Origin of the sequence: Nocardia sp. NPDC050630, assembly GCF_044457245.1 — a bacterium.
In the GTDB taxonomy this organism is placed as follows: domain Bacteria; phylum Actinomycetota; class Actinomycetes; order Mycobacteriales; family Mycobacteriaceae; genus Nocardia.
Genome location: NZ_JBITGN010000013.1, coordinates 32,050 through 49,702 on the forward strand (window position 1 = coordinate 32,050; position 17,653 = coordinate 49,702).

At 65.1% G+C, this 17,653-nt stretch carries 17 protein-coding genes and 3 tRNA genes; 14 read left to right on the forward strand and 6 right to left on the reverse strand.

The features are described 5' to 3' along the window. Positions 1-69: 69 nt before the first annotated feature. From ACIBG0_RS28125 to ACIBG0_RS28135, 3 genes are read left to right on the forward strand one after another with little or no spacing between them, the layout of a single operon-like run. Complete coding sequence (locus tag ACIBG0_RS28125) at positions 70-1,392, forward strand: hypothetical protein (RefSeq protein WP_397036320.1); 1,323 nt, start codon at positions 70-72, stop codon at positions 1,390-1,392. A gap of 3 nt (positions 1,393-1,395) precedes the next feature. Then, positions 1,396-2,091 (forward strand): response regulator transcription factor, encoded by a 696-nt coding sequence (locus ACIBG0_RS28130; protein ID WP_397036322.1) that lies wholly within the window; start codon positions 1,396-1,398, stop codon positions 2,089-2,091. Further along, entirely contained in the window at positions 2,084-3,109 is a 1,026-nt protein-coding gene (locus ACIBG0_RS28135) for a sensor histidine kinase (RefSeq protein WP_397036324.1), read from the forward strand. Before ACIBG0_RS28130 ends, ACIBG0_RS28135 begins: the two co-directional genes overlap by 8 nt. Position 3,110: 1 nt before the next feature. Here ACIBG0_RS28135 and ACIBG0_RS28140 read toward each other — a convergent pair whose 3' ends face one another. From ACIBG0_RS28140 to ACIBG0_RS28155, 4 genes are all read right to left on the reverse strand, one after another. Then, on the reverse strand, positions 3,111-4,163 hold the full coding sequence (locus ACIBG0_RS28140) for an NAD-dependent epimerase/dehydratase family protein (protein ID WP_397036615.1): 1,053 nt from the start codon (positions 4,161-4,163) through the stop codon (positions 3,111-3,113). Positions 4,164-4,458: 295 nt separating this feature from the next. After that, entirely contained in the window at positions 4,459-5,019 is a 561-nt protein-coding gene (locus ACIBG0_RS28145; protein WP_397036326.1) for a carboxymuconolactone decarboxylase family protein, read from the reverse strand. A gap of 63 nt (positions 5,020-5,082) precedes the next feature. Continuing rightward, a complete protein-coding gene (locus ACIBG0_RS28150) occupies positions 5,083-5,406 on the reverse strand; it encodes a hypothetical protein (RefSeq protein ID WP_397036328.1) in 324 nt (107 codons plus the stop codon). Positions 5,407-5,452: 46 nt separating this feature from the next. Then, a complete protein-coding gene (locus tag ACIBG0_RS28155) occupies positions 5,453-6,526 on the reverse strand; it encodes a nitric oxide synthase oxygenase (protein ID WP_397036330.1) in 1,074 nt (357 codons plus the stop codon). A 539-nt stretch (positions 6,527-7,065) separates the two neighbouring features. On the opposite strand from ACIBG0_RS28155, the gene ACIBG0_RS28160 reads away from it, so the two are divergent. Next, positions 7,066-7,410, forward strand: a complete 345-nt coding sequence (locus ACIBG0_RS28160) for a hypothetical protein (RefSeq protein ID WP_397036617.1) — start codon at positions 7,066-7,068, stop codon at positions 7,408-7,410. After that, positions 7,365-8,429 (forward strand): alpha/beta hydrolase, encoded by a 1,065-nt coding sequence (locus ACIBG0_RS28165; RefSeq protein WP_397036332.1) that lies wholly within the window; start codon positions 7,365-7,367, stop codon positions 8,427-8,429. The genes ACIBG0_RS28160 and ACIBG0_RS28165 overlap by 46 nt, the downstream gene beginning before the upstream one ends. On the opposite strand, the gene hisC is transcribed toward ACIBG0_RS28165, so the two are convergent. Further along, positions 8,426-9,508 carry a histidinol-phosphate transaminase gene (gene hisC / locus ACIBG0_RS28170; protein ID WP_397036334.1) on the reverse strand — a complete coding sequence of 361 codons (1,083 nt, stop codon included), beginning with the start codon at positions 9,506-9,508 and terminating at the stop codon, positions 8,426-8,428. The two genes, ACIBG0_RS28165 and hisC, sit on opposite strands and share 4 nt — an antisense overlap. A gap of 96 nt (positions 9,509-9,604) precedes the next feature. On the opposite strand from hisC, the gene ACIBG0_RS28175 reads away from it, so the two are divergent. The 4 genes from ACIBG0_RS28175 to ACIBG0_RS28190 all read left to right on the forward strand — a co-directional run bounded on the left by ACIBG0_RS28175 (position 9,605) and on the right by ACIBG0_RS28190 (position 13,005). Next, on the forward strand, positions 9,605-10,345 hold the full coding sequence (locus ACIBG0_RS28175) for a dienelactone hydrolase family protein (protein WP_397036336.1): 741 nt from the start codon (positions 9,605-9,607) through the stop codon (positions 10,343-10,345). Between the two features lie 91 nt (positions 10,346-10,436). Beyond that, positions 10,437-10,526: transfer RNA gene (locus tag ACIBG0_RS28180), tRNA-Ser, on the forward strand. 37 nt (positions 10,527-10,563) lie between these two features. Next, positions 10,564-10,636: transfer RNA gene (locus tag ACIBG0_RS28185), tRNA-Arg, on the forward strand. 782 nt (positions 10,637-11,418) lie between these two features. Then, the gene (locus ACIBG0_RS28190) at positions 11,419-13,005 is read left to right on the forward strand and encodes an FAD-binding oxidoreductase (RefSeq protein ID WP_397036338.1); all 1,587 of its coding nucleotides are present in this window, start codon (positions 11,419-11,421) and stop codon (positions 13,003-13,005) included. Between the two features lie 219 nt (positions 13,006-13,224). Here the strand turns inward: ACIBG0_RS28190 and ACIBG0_RS28195 are convergent, their stop codons facing one another. Then, positions 13,225-14,214: an NAD(P)H-quinone oxidoreductase gene (locus ACIBG0_RS28195; RefSeq protein ID WP_397036340.1), complete on the reverse strand. Its 990-nt coding sequence runs from the start codon at positions 14,212-14,214 to the stop codon at positions 13,225-13,227. Between the two features lie 469 nt (positions 14,215-14,683). Here ACIBG0_RS28195 and ACIBG0_RS28200 point away from each other — a divergent pair, with 469 nt between their 5' ends. From ACIBG0_RS28200 to ACIBG0_RS28220, 5 genes are all read left to right on the forward strand, one after another. After that, positions 14,684-15,859 (forward strand): lactate 2-monooxygenase, encoded by a 1,176-nt coding sequence (locus ACIBG0_RS28200; RefSeq protein ID WP_397036342.1) that lies wholly within the window; start codon positions 14,684-14,686, stop codon positions 15,857-15,859. Positions 15,860-15,940: 81 nt separating this feature from the next. After that, complete coding sequence (locus tag ACIBG0_RS28205) at positions 15,941-16,438, forward strand: MarR family winged helix-turn-helix transcriptional regulator (protein ID WP_397036344.1); 498 nt, start codon at positions 15,941-15,943, stop codon at positions 16,436-16,438. A gap of 44 nt (positions 16,439-16,482) precedes the next feature. After that, a tRNA-Ser gene (locus ACIBG0_RS28210) sits at positions 16,483-16,567 on the forward strand. A 231-nt stretch (positions 16,568-16,798) separates the two neighbouring features. Beyond that, complete coding sequence (locus ACIBG0_RS28215) at positions 16,799-16,945, forward strand: hypothetical protein (protein WP_397036346.1); 147 nt, start codon at positions 16,799-16,801, stop codon at positions 16,943-16,945. Between the two features lie 290 nt (positions 16,946-17,235). Then, the gene (locus ACIBG0_RS28220) at positions 17,236-17,532 is read left to right on the forward strand and encodes a hypothetical protein (protein ID WP_397036348.1); all 297 of its coding nucleotides are present in this window, start codon (positions 17,236-17,238) and stop codon (positions 17,530-17,532) included. Positions 17,533-17,653 lie beyond the last annotated feature (121 nt).

Here is a 17,653-nt window from a genome sequence, read left to right on the forward strand (position 1 = left end):
CAGTGACATCCGCATCCAGAACCGCTGGAGCACCGGTTTTCCACGCATCGCGGCCCTATCGTGAGGTTCGTGCATGACGTGAAGGAGGCCGCGACAGCGCCGCGCGGCCGGATACGTGCCGAGTATCTCGGAGCAGGCATTGCCGCCGCACTCACCCTGGCAGCATTCCTGGTCCCGCGAATTGCCAGCGAACAATGGCGGAGCAAGCTCTACGCGGGTTCGGCTCCCATCTTCGGCAACTGGTTGCCACATGTCGGCTGGGGTTCGGTACCGGCCGTCGCTATCGCGCTACTTGTCATCGGATTCGGATCCGCCATGGCCGAGTCGCTGCCGTGGCGACGGCTGCTTGCGGTGTCTTGGTTGACCGCTCTGGCCTGGGCTTTCGCCTTGGCTATGATCGATGGCTGGCAGCGCGGATTCGTCGCGAGACTCACCGACGGCCACGAATATCTGCACGAGGTGCCCGGCGTCCGCGAGATCCCGGCCATGCTGCGCGGATTTTCCGGCCGAATCCTGGATTTCCAACCGGATTCCTGGACGACCCACGTCTCCGGGCATCCACCCGGCGCGCTGCTGTTCTTCGTCCTGCTCGATCGCATCGGCGTGCGCGGCGGAGGGTGGGCGGGACTGTCCTGTCTCGTGATCGGATCCAGCGCGATCGTCGCCGTCGCGGTCACTCTGCGCGCGCTCGGTGCCGAGGATCGAGCGCGAAAGGCATTGCCGTTTTTGACAATAGCGCCCGCCGCAGTGTGGATCGCGGTTTCGGCGGACGCCATGTTCGCGGGTGTAACGGCGTGGGCGGTGGCGCTGCTGGCGGTCGCGATCCGGCGGCCGTGGATCGCCGTTGGCTCCGGTGTGCTTTTCGGGCTCGGTATCTATCTCAGCTACGGCCTCGTGATCATGGCCGTCCTCGCCGTTGCGGTTCTGATCGCGGGCCGAACCACTAGGCCGCTGCTACCTGCCGTACTCGGCGCGCTGATCGTCGTCGTGGCATTCACAGTGGCCGGTTTCTGGTGGCTGGATGGCTATCACCTGGTGGTGCAGCGCTACTACCAGGGCATCGCCTCCGAGCGTCCGTACGCGTACTGGGTCTGGGCGAACCTCGCCGCCACCGTCTGCGCGGTCGGCCTGGCCACCGCGGGTGGTCTGCCGAGCGCGCTGCGCAGACCATTCGATGCGACCGCGCTCTTGGTGACGGCGGCCTTGTGCGCGATATTGGTGGCAGACCTCAGTGGCCTGAGCAAGGCGGAGACCGAACGCATCTGGCTGCCGTTCGACCTCTGGCTACTCGCCGCGACCGCGTTTCTGCCGCGGTCCACTGCCCGCGCCTGGCTGTTTCTGCAAGCGCTCGGCACACTCGTACTCGCCCACACGATCCTGACGAATTGGTAATCCATGTCCATTCTCATCGCCGATGACGACCCGCTGGTCCGTGATGTGGTGCGACGCTATCTCGAACGCGATGGACTCACCGTCGTGGAGACCGCGGACGGCGTCTCGACCATGGCGCAACTCACCGAACCCACCGGCGACCCCATCGAACTGGCCGTCCTCGACGTGATGATGCCCGCCCCCGACGGCATCGAAATCTGCCGCGCGGTGCGTTCCGGCCCGCGCCCGGACACCCCGATCATCCTGCTCACCGCACTCGGCGACGAGGACGATCGCGTGCTCGGTCTGGAGGCGGGCGCTGACGATTACGTCACCAAGCCGTTCAGCGCCCGCGAGCTCGCCTTGCGGGTCGCCTCGGTGCTGCGACGTTCGCAGGCGGCGCGGCAGCCGAGCACGCAGGTACTGCGCGACGGTGCGGTCGAGGTGCGACCGAATTCGCAATCGGCGCTGGTGGACGGCAGGCCGGTCGACCTGACCGCGCGCGAATACGATCTGCTCGTCTTCCTGTTGCGTCATCCGCACCAGGTGTTCAGCAGGGAGGAACTGCTGGCCAAGGTGTGGGGTTGGGATTTCGGCGACCTGTCCACCGTCACCGTGCATATCAAACGTCTTCGAGCGAAACTCGGTGCCCGGCATCGGATAGAGACAGTGTGGGGCCGCGGCTATATCTGGGGTCGGAATGGAGAATCCAGTGCCTGAGAACACCCTCCAGTTGATCGGCTACGCGCTCGGCTGTTCGCTGCCGATCGTCGCCATCGGCGCGGGAATCCTGCGCGCCACCAGCAATCGCTCGATGACCTCGAGTATGGCTGTGTTGGTGCTGATCCCCACGCTGTCCACGCTGGCGGGCATTATCGGGGTCAGCGGGTTGATGTTCACCGATGAACTCGAGCGCACGGCGGTCGTACTCGCGGTCGTCGCGGCGGTCACCGTGCCCGCCGCACTGCTACTCGGTCGCGAACAGGCCCGAAAGACGGTCTGGGAAAAGCAGATCCGCGAGCAAGAGCGGATGGCCGAGCGGTCCCGTCGCGAACTCGTCGCTTGGGTCAGCCACGATCTGCGGACCCCGCTGGCCGGTATTCGCGCGATGGCCGAGGGCCTGTCCGACGGCGTGGTCAGCGGCACCGACGATGTGGCGCGTTACGCGGAACAGATTGTGCGCGAAACGGATCGGCTCTCGGTCATGGTCGATGATCTGTTCGAAATGTCGAAGATCAATGCGGGTGCGCTGCGCTTGGAGCTGGAGCCGGTCGATCTGCGCGAGTTGATTGATGAGGTACTGGCCGCCAACCGACCGAATGCCGAACGCGCCGAAGTCCAGCTGCATGCGCAACAGCCCGACTCCGAAATCGTCGTCGCGGCCAGTGATCGAGCCCTCGGCCGGGTGCTGACCAACCTGGTCTCCAACGCCATCGCCCACACTCCACCCGGTGGCCGTGTCGCGATATCCGCGGGCACCTCCAACGGTCAGGCTTGGGCGCGCGTCGACGACACCGGCCCGGGCATCTCCGAGGCCGATCTGCCACGAATATTCGAAGTCGCCTACCGCGGTACCGCCGCCCGCTCCCCCGTCGCCTCCGACGGTGTGTCCTCCGGCAGCGGTATGGGACTCGCGATCGCCGCGGGTCTGGTCGAAGCCCACCACGGCGATATCAGCGCCGAGAACCGCGAGCAGGGCTGTCGCTTCGAAGTTCGGCTACCGCTCAGCGGAAACTGAACTACGCCACCGGCGCGCCCGCCCCCGCAACCGCGCGCAGCGGTGCGAACGCGAACTCGGCCAGGCCGTCGAGTGGATCCACCTGCGCGGTGAATCCCAGAATGCGTCGTGCCTGTTCGGGGCTCGCCACGATATGCCGCACATCGCCGGGCCGATAGCGTCCGGTGATCACCGGTTCGGGACCACCGCGCGCCGCGGCCAAGGCACTGGCGACCTCGCCGATGGTGATCGGACGTCCCGAGGCGATATTGAGCGGTACGAACCCGGAATGCGCATATTCGACCGCCGCGAGATTCGCTGCCGCGATATCGCTCACATGCACAAAATCTCGCGCCTGCCGGCCATCTTCGAAAACCTGCGGCGGGTTACCGGCCTCCAGCGCGGACCGGAAAATCGCGGCTACTCCGGAATACGGTGTATCCCTCGGCATATCGGGACCATAGACATTGTGATAGCGCAATGCGGTGACCCCGGATTCGGTTACCGCCGCCCATGCGGACGCGTAGTGTTCCTGCGCCACTTTCGCCGCCGCATAAAGACTCCGCGGCCGCAACGGCGCGGTCTCCGGCACCGGCTCCCACCCCAACACCTCATCGGAATCCGGATCCCGATGCTCGAACATGCCGTTCTCGAGATCCCCGCGCCTGCGCACCCCGACCTCGACGGCCCGAACCCCGCGATAGCGCCCCTCCCCATAAACCACCATCGACGATGCCAACACCAACCGCCGACACCCCGACCGATCCATCGCCGCCAACAAAACCGCGGTCCCCAAGTCGTTATGGCTCGCATAAGCGGGCGCATCCTGCGCACTCACCCCCGCGCCGACCACCGCGGCCTGATGACAAACCACATCGATCCCCCGCAGCACCGAATCCAGCGCAGCCGCATCCCGCACGTCAACCACTCGCACGTCCTGCGGAACAACCGCGCCGACCCCATGCGCCGCGGGCAACATCAGATCAACCGCGACCACCTCATGGCCCGCCTCCACCAACTCCCGATGCACCCGGGTCCCGATAAACCCCGCCGCGCCGGTCAGCAAGACCCGCATATCAGCACCACCCCAGACCGCAGTGCCCAACCCGCCCGCTAACCACTCCATCGTTTACCGAGGTCATGCCGCTGATTCTGCTGCCAGTACGGTGGCTTTCGCCGCAACCTGGCCACAGCGTCAGACTTTCGTCACGATCTCGAGCCGCGCTTGCGTGTCAATTCAGCGCCCACAAGCAACCAGCAGCGAGTCCCGGCGCTATTCGAGAATGCACTTGATCGACAGGAGCCAGCCGTGTGGGATCGATCGCCAAGGCAAAACGATCGGTATTGGCCGATCTCGGAAGCCTGCTGAGTTATCGAGCGCCGCGGGAAAGGTAGCGCACCGGAGGTGGGGTTCGGTAGCCGAATGCCTTGATGAAGCGTGCGCCGATCCGGGCTTGGCTGGCTTCGAGCGCTTCGGCGCCAACGGCATTCATCGCTCGGTTGATGACATTGAAAAGGGTCACTACCCAGAGAGCTTCGTCGAAGGCTTCGGCGGTGACTCCGGCCGCGCGGACCTTGTCGGCCTCACCGGGACTGAGGCCGTCGGGGTCGCGCACCATTTTGCCGACGAATTCGAGCATGGCGCGGGCTTCGGGACGCAAGGGTGAATCATCGCCGTCGGCCAAGGCTTCGTCCACCAGATTCTCAGCGATATAAGCAGCTGCGATGCCGTGGTGGGCGGACACGCAGAAGGGACATTCGTTGAACTGCGAGGCCCTCGTCGCGAAGATTTCGCGTTCGGCGACGGTCCAGAAGGACGGCCCCCGCATGGCGTCCTGGATGAGGTCGGAAAGCGGGGTACCGAAGTAGCGGTTGCGATAGCAGACGACCTTCATGACCGCGGGAACCTCGGTACGACCGAACCGCCGCATGGTCGCGAATATGATTCGGGCCGGGAGTTCCTGGCCGGATTCGACTGCGTCGAGCCACATTTTCTACCGCCCCTCCCAGCAGCGGCGGGCGGCGCGAAGCCGTCGATCGGCGGCGCCGTAGGCCGCGACCACGGCCGCCTCGAAGATCTCATCGTCGCTGCGACCCGCTTCGGCCAGCATCGTGATGTTCTTTTCGGTGAGCCGATACGAGCGTTCGGCGACCAGTTCGACGAAGTCGGCTAGATCATCGGGTACCCCGGCGGCCCCTTCTTCCCCAGCGGCCCGCGCCCGAATCGACCGCCGCACCTCGACCGGCAGCCGCGCCGGCGCAGCTTCGAGATGCGCGCCGAATTCTTCCCATTTCGAATCCATGGGACGTCGTGCCATGGCCTCATTCTTGTCCATCAACCGCCCCACCGCTGCCGAACGGCGATCAGATTTCGGCTTCGCCGCCGAAGTCCCGCCGTACGAAATTCGGGCGCAGATCGGGCTCGGGTTCGTCGTAGTAGCGGTGAAAGGTCGGGGTCACGCCCGACGAAATCGGTGGATTGACCCAGCTCCAATCGGTAGGGCATTTGCGGCCCGCTGCCTGCTCTCGATCGACGTGGTCACAGAACTGTTTGGCAACCGTATAATGGTCGACGATATACACTCCCGCCTTCCGAAAGCTGTACAGCACAGCACGATTCAATTCGACCAGCGCCTGATCGCGCCACAGTGAACGCTCGTGCCTGGTGTCCAGGCACATCATTTCTGCGATGAGCGGCAGCATGTTGTAGCGGGTGGTGTCGCTGAGATTGCGTGCGCCGATTTCGGCTCCCATGTACCAGCCGTTGAACGGCGCGAAGGGATAGGTGATGCCGCCGATCTCCAGATTCATATTCGAAACAGCGGGCAGCGCATGCCATTTCAAGCCGAGCCCGGCGAACCAGTCGAATTCGGGATGCTCGAGTTCGACCTCGCGCGCCAGTTCGGGCGGGACGTCGAACCAGCGGATCGGCTCGTCCGGGGTGCTGATGAGCACCGGCAGGATATCGAAGGGCGTGCCCGCACCACGCCAACCGAGCTTCATCGCGAATTCGGTGATCGCGATATTGGCCGGATCACCGGTTACGGTGCCGTCGCCGTTGCGATAACCGGCGTAGCGGATCAGTTGTGGGCTGACGATGCGGAATTCGCGGCCGTCGGCCTGACGCGGTGGCCCGACGGTGATCATCGATTGGATGGCGCCGCCGTTGGTCGCCATATGCAGGTGCTGCCAACAGACCTCGGCCAGGTCGCGGGCCGAGCGTACCCGTCGTGCGTCGAGCAGTTTCAGTGATCGCCAGTGTTTTCGCCCGACGCAGCGGGCGTGGTTGCGCCACGCGAGTTTGGCGCCGATAAGGATTTCCTCGGCGGTCTGCACGTAGCTGCCGGTTTGGTGGAGTTGCTCCAAAGCGGTGCGGCGGCGGTTCGCGGATAGATGCGCGAGTTCGGGCAATCGGAAGAACTCATCGCACTCCCGCATCCGCCTTCTCAGATCGATTCCGAAAGGGATTGTGTCAGCGGCACTTTCGAGCGATATGACAGGTAACGCTTGATTCACGGTGTTCTCCGGTCGGGCACGAGGTACTGCGGCTAGACAGACAGGCATTGATCGAGCAGAGAATTTCGCGCGCGGAGCGCGGCTGACACCGGGCTACGCCGGGGGGCCGCGCGATAGCCTCCGCGTTGCCGAGAACCGCCATGCGGCAGACGCTTCAGGAAGCGGGGTCACGCAGGCTGTCGGGTTGCCAGGCACGCGCGCAGCAGCATGACCTGGCTGCTGCCGTTTGCTGTCCACGATCATGCTCGTCCCAATCGACGCCTGAAAACGCCCGCATGCAGCCTAAGACCGGTGTGCTGGCCGTGTGCCCTAATTCGACGTAATGCCTGTTCGAAATCTGGCTGGCACGAGCAATTATTTGCCGATCCGTCCGGATCGGACTGACATGTACGTTGTGTGCGCCGTGCCGTCGGTCGATCAGTTCGCGGCTGCGGCACTGGACGGGACGGTAGGGCACCAGTATCTCGGGCAACTTCCTGATCATCATCGGACTGCTGAATCGTGCCTCGCTACTGGGCATTTGGCGCGTCTTCCGGTGGATGCGGCAGGGCGACTTCGACGAGGCGCGGCTCGAGCGCGGTTGGACAGCCGGGCCGCTGAACCGGGTGCTCGCGCCGGTAGTGCGGCTGGTCGAGGAGCCGTCGTCGCTGGCAGAGCGACCTTGCCGCGAAGTGGCCATTCCGGGTGGTTCACAACACGTATCGACCGGCGTGTTCATGCCTGGCGCGCCCACTTTCGCATTTCTGGCAGGATGGGCAGCATGCTGTCTCGGCGCGAGGTGCGGCGTTGGGTCTCCAGCGCCATAGTTAGCGTCGCACTGATTGCCGGTGCGGCGATGTTCGGCCCACCCCAGGTGCTAGCAGCGCCGGGCGATCAGCCGCGCCCGAATACCGGCTCGGCGGATGGTCCCTCCCCCGCGGAGCCGACCGTTCCCGGCGTGACGCGCGCTTCGATCGATCGGATCGTGCCCATCAACGACCGGTGGCTGCGGGTGTGGGTGAATTCGCCTGCGATGAGTCGCGCCGTCGAGGTGCAGGTGTTACTGCCGCGTGAGCAGAACCATCCGCGACCGACCGTCTACATGCTCGACGGGCGCAGTGCCGAGGCGGAGAGCAATAACTGGACCGAGCTCGGGCACGCGGACAAGTTCTTCGAAGATAAAGACGTGAACGTGGTGCTGACGGTCGGCGGACCGGCCAGCTTCTACACCGACTGGCAGCGCCCGGACCCGGTGCTCGGCACCAATATGTGGGAGACCTTCCTGACGAAGGAACTGCCGCCACTGATCGACGCCGAGTTCAACGGCAATGGACGCAATGCCGTCATCGGCGTCTCCATGGGCGCCGAGGCCGCGATGATGCTGGCCTTCCGGCAGCCGAAGCTGTACACGGCGGTGGCGGCGCACAGCGGATGTTTCTCGATGGGAACCGATCTCGGACAGGCGCAGGCTCGCGCGGTCATCGCGACCTACCGTGGCGGACCGGACAATATGTTCGGCGATCAGCACGATCCAGCCTGGCTGGACCATGACGTGCTACTGCACGCGGAAGCGTTGCGCGGTAAGGCGATCTATCTGTCGGTCGGCAGCGGACTGCCCGGCAAATACGACACCCCGAACAACCCGGATGTGGTGAGCACCATCGGATTCGGTGGACCGCTGGAGGCCGCGACCAATCTCTGCACCCGCAGGCTGGCCGATCGGCTCACCGCGCTCGGAATTCCGGTGACCGCGAACTTCCGGGCGACCGGGACGCATTCGTGGCCATACTGGGCCGACGAGTTGGGTTCGTCATGGCCGACGATCTCGAAGGCGTTGGGCCTCTAGCCGATTCCGAAGCGCGCCAACACATCCGGATCGGTCGCGAACCGCAGGAACTGCTCGTTCTCATGCGGATCACCGATGGTCACCCGCACGCCATCGGTGCCGTACGGCCGCAGCAGCACCCCCGCCTCCGCGCTCACCTCGCCGTATTCGGCGCTGCGCTCGCGCAGTGGCAGCCACAGGAAGTTGGACTCACTCGGGGGCACCTCGTAGCCCGCGGCGAGCAGTGTGTCGCGCACCCGATCGCGTTCGACGACGAGGCCGTCGGTGCGGTCGAGCAGTTCGTGCCGCGCCTCCAGCGAGGCGATCGCGGCGGCCTGCACGACCCGGTTCACGCTGAACGGGATGTGCACCTTCATCAGCGCGCTGATCACCGCCGGATCACCGACCGCATAACCCGCGCGCAGTCCCGCCAGACCGTACGCCTTGGAGAAGGTCCGCAGCACAACGACATTCGGTCGATTGCGCCCCAGCTCGACACCATTCGGGCGCTGCTCTGTGGTGAGCCGCATGTATTCGAAGTAGGCCTCGTCCAACACGATCAGCACGTGCTCGGGGACCGCATCCAGGAAGCGGATCAGCTCGGCCTCGCCGACCGCGGTGCCGGTCGGGTTGTTCGGATTGCAGACGAAGATCAGCTTGGTGCGCTCGGTGACCGCGGCGGCCATCGCATCCAGATCGTGCACATGCTCTCGCGTGAGCGGCACCTGCACTGCGGTCGCATTGCCGACCTGGGTGACGATCGGATACGCCTCGAAGGAGCGCCAAGCGAACAGCACCTCGTCGGTCGGTGCGTCACAGGTGATCTGCACCAGTTCCTGACACAGTGCGACGCTGCCGCACCCGACCGCCACGTTCGCCGAAGAGACGCCGAGGAAGTCCGCGAGGGCCGCGCGCAACTCGGTGACCTGATTATCCGGATAGCGGTTCGCCAGTTCCGCGGCCTCGGCGATGGCCTTCGCCGCGGACGGGAGCGGACCGAAGGTGGTCTCGTTGCTGGCGAGCTTGACCGCGCCGGGATGGTTGCGGCCGGGGACGTACGCCGGGATCGAATCGAGGTCCGGCCGGATGTGCGCTGTCACCGTTCAACCATATGCCGGATACCGGAAAATCTGCGCGTCAGGGCCGCTCACGTGCAATTTCTCGCGAAGATCAGCAGATCCACCTACTCTTGTTTCATGTCGGGCATTTACGACGATATTGCGCCGCTACGTAGTCGCGACGACATCATTTCCGGTTCGGACCCCAAACAATCGACCGACGATCGGCCTCGGACCCCCAGCGCACATGTGCCCATCACGGTGGCCGAGCCGGAGCGCGCCGCGCGCGGCGGCATCGTGATGCTGTCCGAAGCCCGGGAGTTCACCGGGCCATTGCTGGAACTCATGAAAGCCCTGGCGACCGAGGGCTGGACGGTGGTCGCGCCCGATCTGTTCCATCGCATCGACGGCGAGCCGGCGAACGAGGTTTTCGGCGACGAACTCTTCGACGATTTCGACGCCTGCTTCGACTGGCTGACTCGCCGCGGCGTCTTCCCGGACTGCATCGGCGTGCTCGGCTTCGACCATGCCGGCACCGCGGCCTTCCTGGTGGCGACCAATCGGCCCGTCGGCGCCGCGGTCAGCGTCGCCGCATCCGGCATCGTAGAACCGCTCACCGACGAAGCCGATGCCCTCATCCGCGCGGCACCCAATCTGCAGGCCCCATGGCTCGGACTGTTCGGCGCCGACGACCCGGACACCCCGCCCGCCCAAGTCGATCAACTCCGCGACGCCACCGCCCGCGCCGCGGTCGCCAGCCTCGTAGTGACCTATCCCGGCCTGCACCACCGCGCCGACCGACCCGGCGGCGACGACGACTTCGATCTCATCGATTCCCAGACCCGGATTTTCGACTGGTTCGACAGCAATCTTCGGTGATTACCTGGCGTTTTGCGATCTGGACGTCGGCTACTGTAACCTTCCTGTTCGGCGGTTCGAAAGGACCGGTGCCCTCGAAGAGAAGGCTCCAGGAGGCGTGCCAGAGCGGCCGAATGGGACTCACTGCTAATGAGTTGTCCCTTCACGGGGACCGGAGGTTCAAATCCTCTCGCCTCCGCCACACCCCGGTTCGCCGGGCTATATAACTGAACACGCATGCGCCCGTAGCTCAACGGATAGAGCATCTGACTACGGATCAGAAGGTTAGGGGTTCGAATCCCTTCGGGCGCACTTCACTCGCCACCGGCTCATGCTCACGAAGAGCGTGAGCCGGTGCTCGTTTCGTCGTGTTTTGTGGGGGTGGAACCCCCACACCCCCACCCCGAGGGCTTCGCCCCCGGACCCCCTGTCCTGCCGGAGGGCTTCGCCCCCGGCTGGATTCGGCTGCGGGTTCGGTTCGGCTCCCATCGGGCGGGCTCTTATTCAGCACCACTCAGGCTTTGGAAATCACTGACCGTCAGCTGGCATGGATCACAGCATCAGCCCATTACTCGCGAACAATACCTGTCATGAGCAATGACACGCTGGTTGCCGACACAGAACCGGTGTGGACTAGTCGAAATCGGTTCACTACTAAGCCATTTGCCCCCGTGAGGGTCCCGATGTGGTCTATGCCCTCGCCGCCAAGAGAACCGTCGCACCGGCTCCCGACCGACCGTCGACAACGTGCCCAGATCCCGCGCTGGCGCCGACACCTCCTGCCCGCCGTACCGGAACGACACCGACCACCGAGCTGGCCATCCCGCGCCAAGCCGCAACTGCGGTCGTGCCTCAACAGGAAGCGCTGCGGAAACAGCCGACTCGGTCCAACTGCACATGTGCGACCACAGCGGCTCACGGCTCAACGGCTGACAACGACGGTATGCACTCGGCGATCGTGAAAGCCGTCGAATCCCGCTGAGTAGAGCGTGTGCTCAGTCCATCGGCTGTCGTGATCGTTCTCGATTGGCGTGTCGGGACACACCACCACCTCATCCCGTTACGGTGCGGGAGTCGACCACAAAGGACTGCCGGTGGCCAGCGAGAAAAGGCCCTTGGCAGCCCGGTACTGGCGTAGACCAATTGAGAGGATCTCAACCTTGAGCGATCTTTCTCGCCGTGACCTGCTCAGGACGTCGGCGGCCGCTGGCGTCGGAGCGGTCGTTGTCGCGGGACTTACGGCCGCGGACACGCCGGATATTGCGGACGCGAGCGCCCCGGGAAGTGTGGCCGCGGGCCACCCGAGTAAGAGCCCGGGAAGCCCGCCCGCGACGCTGACCGGCCACATCGTCCGTCCGGGTGACGCGTCGTACACGGATGCGCGACTCGGCTGGGACCAGCTCTTTTCTCACTATCCGCTGGTCATCGTCTTCGCACAGGAAACCCAGGACGTGGTGAACGCCCTGACGTGGGCGCGGCAGAACAACATCGCGCTGCGGGTGCGCAGCGGCCGCCACGCCCTCGAAGGCTGGTCGAACCTCGACAACGGCATCGTTGTCGACGTCAGCCAGCTGAAGTCGGTCCAGATCGACCCTGGCGCTCGTATCGCGACGGTCGGTGCCGGGCTGAACCAACTGGAAGCGGTGACGACACTCGCGAAGCAGAACTTTGCGGTTACAACCGGGAGCGAGGGCAGCGTGAGCTTGTGTGGTGCGACGCTCGGCGGTGGCCTCGGGCCCCTCAACCGCTGGCTCGGCATGGCCTGCGACAGCCTGATGGCGGCCGAGGTCGTCGTCCCGTCGGGTCACGACTGCGCCGAGGTGATCAACGCGGACTTGCAGCACCACTCGGACCTGCTCTGGGCGCTTCGCGGGGCAGGAAACGGCAACTTCGGGATCGTCACACAACTCACCTATAAGGTGTATCCGCTCGAGCATCTCGCCTATGTGCAGGCGACATGGGATGGACTCGGGGACCTGTACGGGATCTTCGAAGCGTGGCAGCGTACGGTACCGTCCGCCGACAGCCGTCTGGGATCGGAGCTCGAGATCCACAAGTCCCAGATCCTGCTGTCCGCGTGGCTTGCGGACGGGGCAGCGGCACAGGCCACAGAGATGCTGGCTCCGATCCTGTCGGTCGGCAGGCCCGATGTCACGGTGCAGGTCGGTAACTGGGGCGACTTCTTTGCCGTAGCCCAGGTCCCGCTCGCGCAAGAGCCCGCGAACTGGAAGTTCTTCTCGGAGTTCGTCAAAGAGCGGTTCCCGAAGAAGGCGATCGACATCATCGGCGACTTCATGCGAAACGCTCCGACAGAGGAGAGCAACTACTTCGTCGATGCCTTCGGTGGGGCGATCACGAGGGAGCCGCCCGGCGGCACGGCGTTCGCGCATCGCGACGCGCTTTTCTACGGCGAGATCGGCGCGGCCTGGGGGACTCGTTCAACACAACCAGGCGTCGACGACCCGCTGACCTCGCAGGCCCAGGCATGGACCGCCGAGTTCAGCCAGGCGCTGCGGCCCTACGCGGACGGCGCCTACGTCAACGTGCCGAACGTCGGAATGCAAGAGTGGCAGACCGCCTACTGGGGGAGCCAGGGCTTCGAGCGGCTACGCAGGATCAAGGCGAAGTACGACCCCCACAACGTCTTCCAATACGAGCAGAGCATCCCGCCGTCACACTGATCGACAGTTCACCGCTGCTCCCCAACGCCCGGGCGGCCATCGGCGGCCCAGAAGATTCCGGCACGTCATCGCCAGCCTCTCGAGTAGCAGTCGATATACGCGGCTAGCCAATAGATGTATACCGCGGATTCGACCGCGTCATCTGGGTTAGGTCAGGCAGACCCAGCCCGGTGCGCGGTCGGCCAGGTTCCACTACGAAACATCTTCGGGTAACCAGGGTCAGGCGTCGCGGACGTTCAGGACTACCTTGCCGAAGGTTTCGGAGGAGTCCAGCAGGCGGTGGGCCTCGGCGGCTTCGGTGATCGGGAGTTCGGCGTGAATGACCGGGGCGATGGTGCCGTCGGCGATCAGGGGCCAGACGTGGTGGCGAAGTTCGGTGATGATGGCGGCCTTGCTGTTGGGGCCGGTGGCAGGGCGGTTGCGGACGTTGTTGGCGTGGATGGTGCCCCATTTGGAGAGCAGCGCACCGAGATTCAGTTCGGCGGTGACACCGCCCTGCATGCCGATCACTACGAGGCGGCCGTGCGGTGCCAGCGCCTCGACGTTTCGGGACAGGTAGGCGGCGCCCATGATGTCGAGGATGATGTCGGCACCGGGGCCCTCGGTGCGAACCGCGGCGACGAAATCGTCCTCGCGGTAGTTGATCAGCACGCTCGCGCCCAACTCGCGGCACCGCTTCAGCTTCTCCGGCGAGCCCGCGGTCACGGCCACCCGCGCACCTCGGCTCACCGCGACTTGAATGGCGTGCGTACCGATTCCGCTGCCGCCGCCGTGGATCAACACCAGCTGCCCCGCGTCCAGCCCGGCGGTCATCGCGAGATTCGACCACACCGTCGCGGCCGCCTCGGGCAGCGCGGCCGCCGCACCCAGGTCGAGCCCATCGGGCACCGGCAGCACCTGCGTCGCGGCAACAACAACCTTCTCCGCATACCCGCCACCGGACAGCAGCGCGCACACTCGATCACCGACGTGCCAATCGCGCACCCCATCACCGACTTCGGCGATGACCCCCGAACACTCCAACCCCATGACCTCACTGGCCCCGGGCGGCGGCGGATAGAACCCACGCCGCTGCAACAGATCCGCGCGATTCACCCCGGCCGCGGCAACCTCGATCAGCACCTCCGCATGCCCCGGCACCGGATCCGCCGCGTCGCCCCACTCCATCACCTCGGGTTCCCCGAACCCGTTCAGCTTGATAGCGCGCATCATCCCATCCTGCCCCTACCCCCGGCCTGCCCGCTGCTCACCCCTTCTCGCGAACACCCTCCGCGTAGCGTCTGTTGCCGAATCAGCGGGGATTTTGGTCGTGCCACAGGCACTTGCCTGGATTGCGCCACTGAGCAACTCGAACTTCTCGACGGCGAGGTAGAGAGCGAATCCGAGGCCGCGAACGCGACCAGGGGAGCGACGGCATCGAGACGGTAGCCGCACGTACTGTCGATGATCGGCCTCGGCCTGGCTATCGACTCGACTGCTCCCACGTGATCATTCTCGCCAGTAGCCGATTCGGTCCCAGCTGTCACGATCGGACGTAAGGCGCATTCGGCGACAGGTTCGGTACTTAGTGTGCGATTCACACATGAAGTGCGCCGTCCCGCACACTGGTCGGCGTCGTCAGGCGGGAACTATGGCGAGCAGCCTGCGGGGATGAGGGCGAGCTACTACCGTTCCGAGCGTGAGCAGCTTTGTCGACTTCCAGAACGAGATCTACCTGGGCGGACTGGGTGGCGTAGTACCCGAATTGCCATTGACCGCTGCGGGTTTGGAAGAGCGGGCACGTGAGGTGCTGAGCGAGGAAGCCTTCGCGTATGTGGCGGGGAGTGCGTCGGGGGAGCGAACGGCGGCGGCCAATCGGTCCGCATTCGACCGGTACCGGATTGTGCCGCGGATGCTGCGCGGCACCTCGGGACCTGGGGCCCGCGATCTGTCGGTGGAGGTGCTCGGGACGCGACTGGCCGCGCCGGTGCTGACCGCGCCTGTCGGGGTGCTGGAGTTGCTGCACGAGGGTGGCGAGGTGATCGTCGCGGAGGTTACGAAGGAACTCGGCGTCGGTACCGTGCTCTCGACGGCCGCCTCGTCGACCATCGAGGCCGTCGGCGCGGCGGCCGGTAGCTGGTGGTATCAGCTGTACTGGCCCGCCGATAACGAGCTGGCCAGATCCTTTGTCGAGCGCGCGGAGCGGGCGGGTGCGTCGGCGATCGTGGTCACCGTCGATACCCCGGGCCTCGGTTGGCGACCCCGTGATCTGGAGCTCGCGCACCTGCCGTTCCTGCACGGCAAGGGCATTGCCAACTATCTATCGGATCCGGTATTCCGAGCGAAGCTTTCCACACCCCCGGAACAGAGCGAGGACGCGATGCGAGCCGCGATCCTCACCTGGAGCGGCCTGTTCGGCAACCACGCCCTGCGCCCCGCCGACCTCGCGCACCTGCGGGAATGGACGGATCTGCCGATCGCGGTCAAGGGCGTCCTGCATCCGGACGACGCCCGCCAAGTCGTCGACACTGGTGCCGACGCGGTGGTCGTCAGCAACCACGGCGGCCGCCAAGTAGATGGTGCCATCGCCGCACTCGATGCCCTCCCCGCCGTGGTCGCCACCATCGGCGACCGCGCGGACGTCCTGTTCGATTCCGGCATCCGCACCGGCTCGGACATGCTCACGGCGCTGGCACTCGGCGCCAAGGCGGTGCTCTACGGTCGCCCATGGGCGTACGGTCTCGGCATCGCGGGCCGAGCAGGCGTGCGCCACGCGCTACGCGTTCTGCTCGCGGACTTCGACTCCGTCATGGGTCTGTCCGGCTGCGCGAATCCAGCCGAGCTCGACCGTTCATTGATCGCGACAAGCCGCTGATTCAGGGTTTGATCAGTCGTATGTCCAGGCCTTTCGCCAGACCCCTGGGTCTTGCATTTACCCAGTTCAGACGCGCTTAGAATGGACCATGTGCAACCAGAACCGAGCAGCTACGCGCCCGCCGAGCCGAGGTGGCTCTCGCCGTCGCAGCAGCGCGCCTGGCGGGCCTATATGGATGGTAACCAGCGCTTGGCGACAGCACTCAACCGTCAACTGCAACGCGACTCCGATCTCACCCTCGCCGAATACCGGATCCTCGTCCTGCTCTCGGAGGCCCCCGACCGTTCGTTGCGCATGAGCGAACTCGCCGACGGCGTGCTGTCATCGCGCAGTCGGCTGACCCATCAGATCCGCCGCTTGGAGACCCAGCGGATGGTCCGCCGCAACACCTGTCTCGAGGACGGCCGCGGCGTCCTCGCCGAACTCACCGAGGAAGGTATGCGTCGGCTGGAGGCCGCCGCACCCGGTCACGTCGAGGCGGTGCGCCGCAATTTCATCGACCTACTGGGTCCGGAACAACTCGAGATCGTCGGCGAGGTCTTCGCCCGCATCGACCACGAAGTAGGCAATTCCGACTGACCCCTCGTCAGACGACGCACAGCGACGGGTACTCTCGTTGGCCTGGAGACGTGGCAGAGCGGCCGAATGCACTCGCCTTGAAAGCGAGCGTCGCGAGAGCGACCGGGGGTTCAAATCCCTCCGTCTCCGCAATCCTGGCGGGTCCTTCATGTCCGAAACCTCAACGGCAGGTGGGGAATTCTGACACCGGCTGCCGAGGCGCGCGATCGACGGGTTGCGTCCCATGTGCGGCTGTGTGAAGGTTTGTCGATACCAAGCGCGGTGGGGGAGTGCCGCTGAAGGGAGGGGTTCTATGGCTGATGAGGTTCAATGCCAATCGCGCGCAGAGGAATTGGATCGCACTTACCCGGACGGTAGATAATGGCCGGTACACCTACCGAGCCGACGGCCGGTGTCGTGCACCCGGGAACACGCAAGCCCAACCGCGACCGCATCGTCACCCCCGAGGAACCGGATGAGGACGACCGCTACTTTCGCGACCGTCAGCAGAAGGGCTGGCTGGTGTGACCGAGCGGCAGAAGGTGCTGTTCGAGACGGAGGTGAATCCGGATTGGACCCCGGTTCTCACGTCTGCTCCGCTCGAACTGATTCTGGTCGAATCCATGCCCGATGTGTGCAGTGAACACGGCCGGCCGTCGGTTGAAAGTCGTTCTTTCAGAGTGCGTTCCAACGGGCCGGGATCGGAGATACCCACTGCGCGGGTCTTCTTCCGGTCCATGAGGTTGCCATGGCGGCCCCCTGAATCACGCGGGCCGGAGGCCATTCTCCGGTTCGAATGTCCGGCCTGCGAATACTGCTTGTATGAAGTCAGGCGATTCCGGCGGATCGCGTTGCTGGCATTGCTGGCAGTCGTGCTGACGTTCGGGGCAATTCTGGTCGCACGCCTGCTCCACGTCGAGCAGCTCTATGTGCCACTGGCCATCGCGGGTGTGCCCGGGTGCTTTCCTATCGTGTTGGCTGTCGCCGTGGTCGCCTGGACTAGGTCCCGCTATTTCGCGGATGTCTGGCTGACCGACACGACCGACCAGCTGATCGTGTCAGCACACCCCGACTTCGTGACAGCCGTAGATCAGCGTCGCGCAGAGTCGCACTGACGGGCGTTATCGAGCTAGGCCGCGATCCGGCGTCGAACCGAGTCGAAAGACGGTTCCGGACATGTCCAGTACCACCATTCGACTCGGCTCGATAGATGCCGCGCCACTTCGAGATAAGACC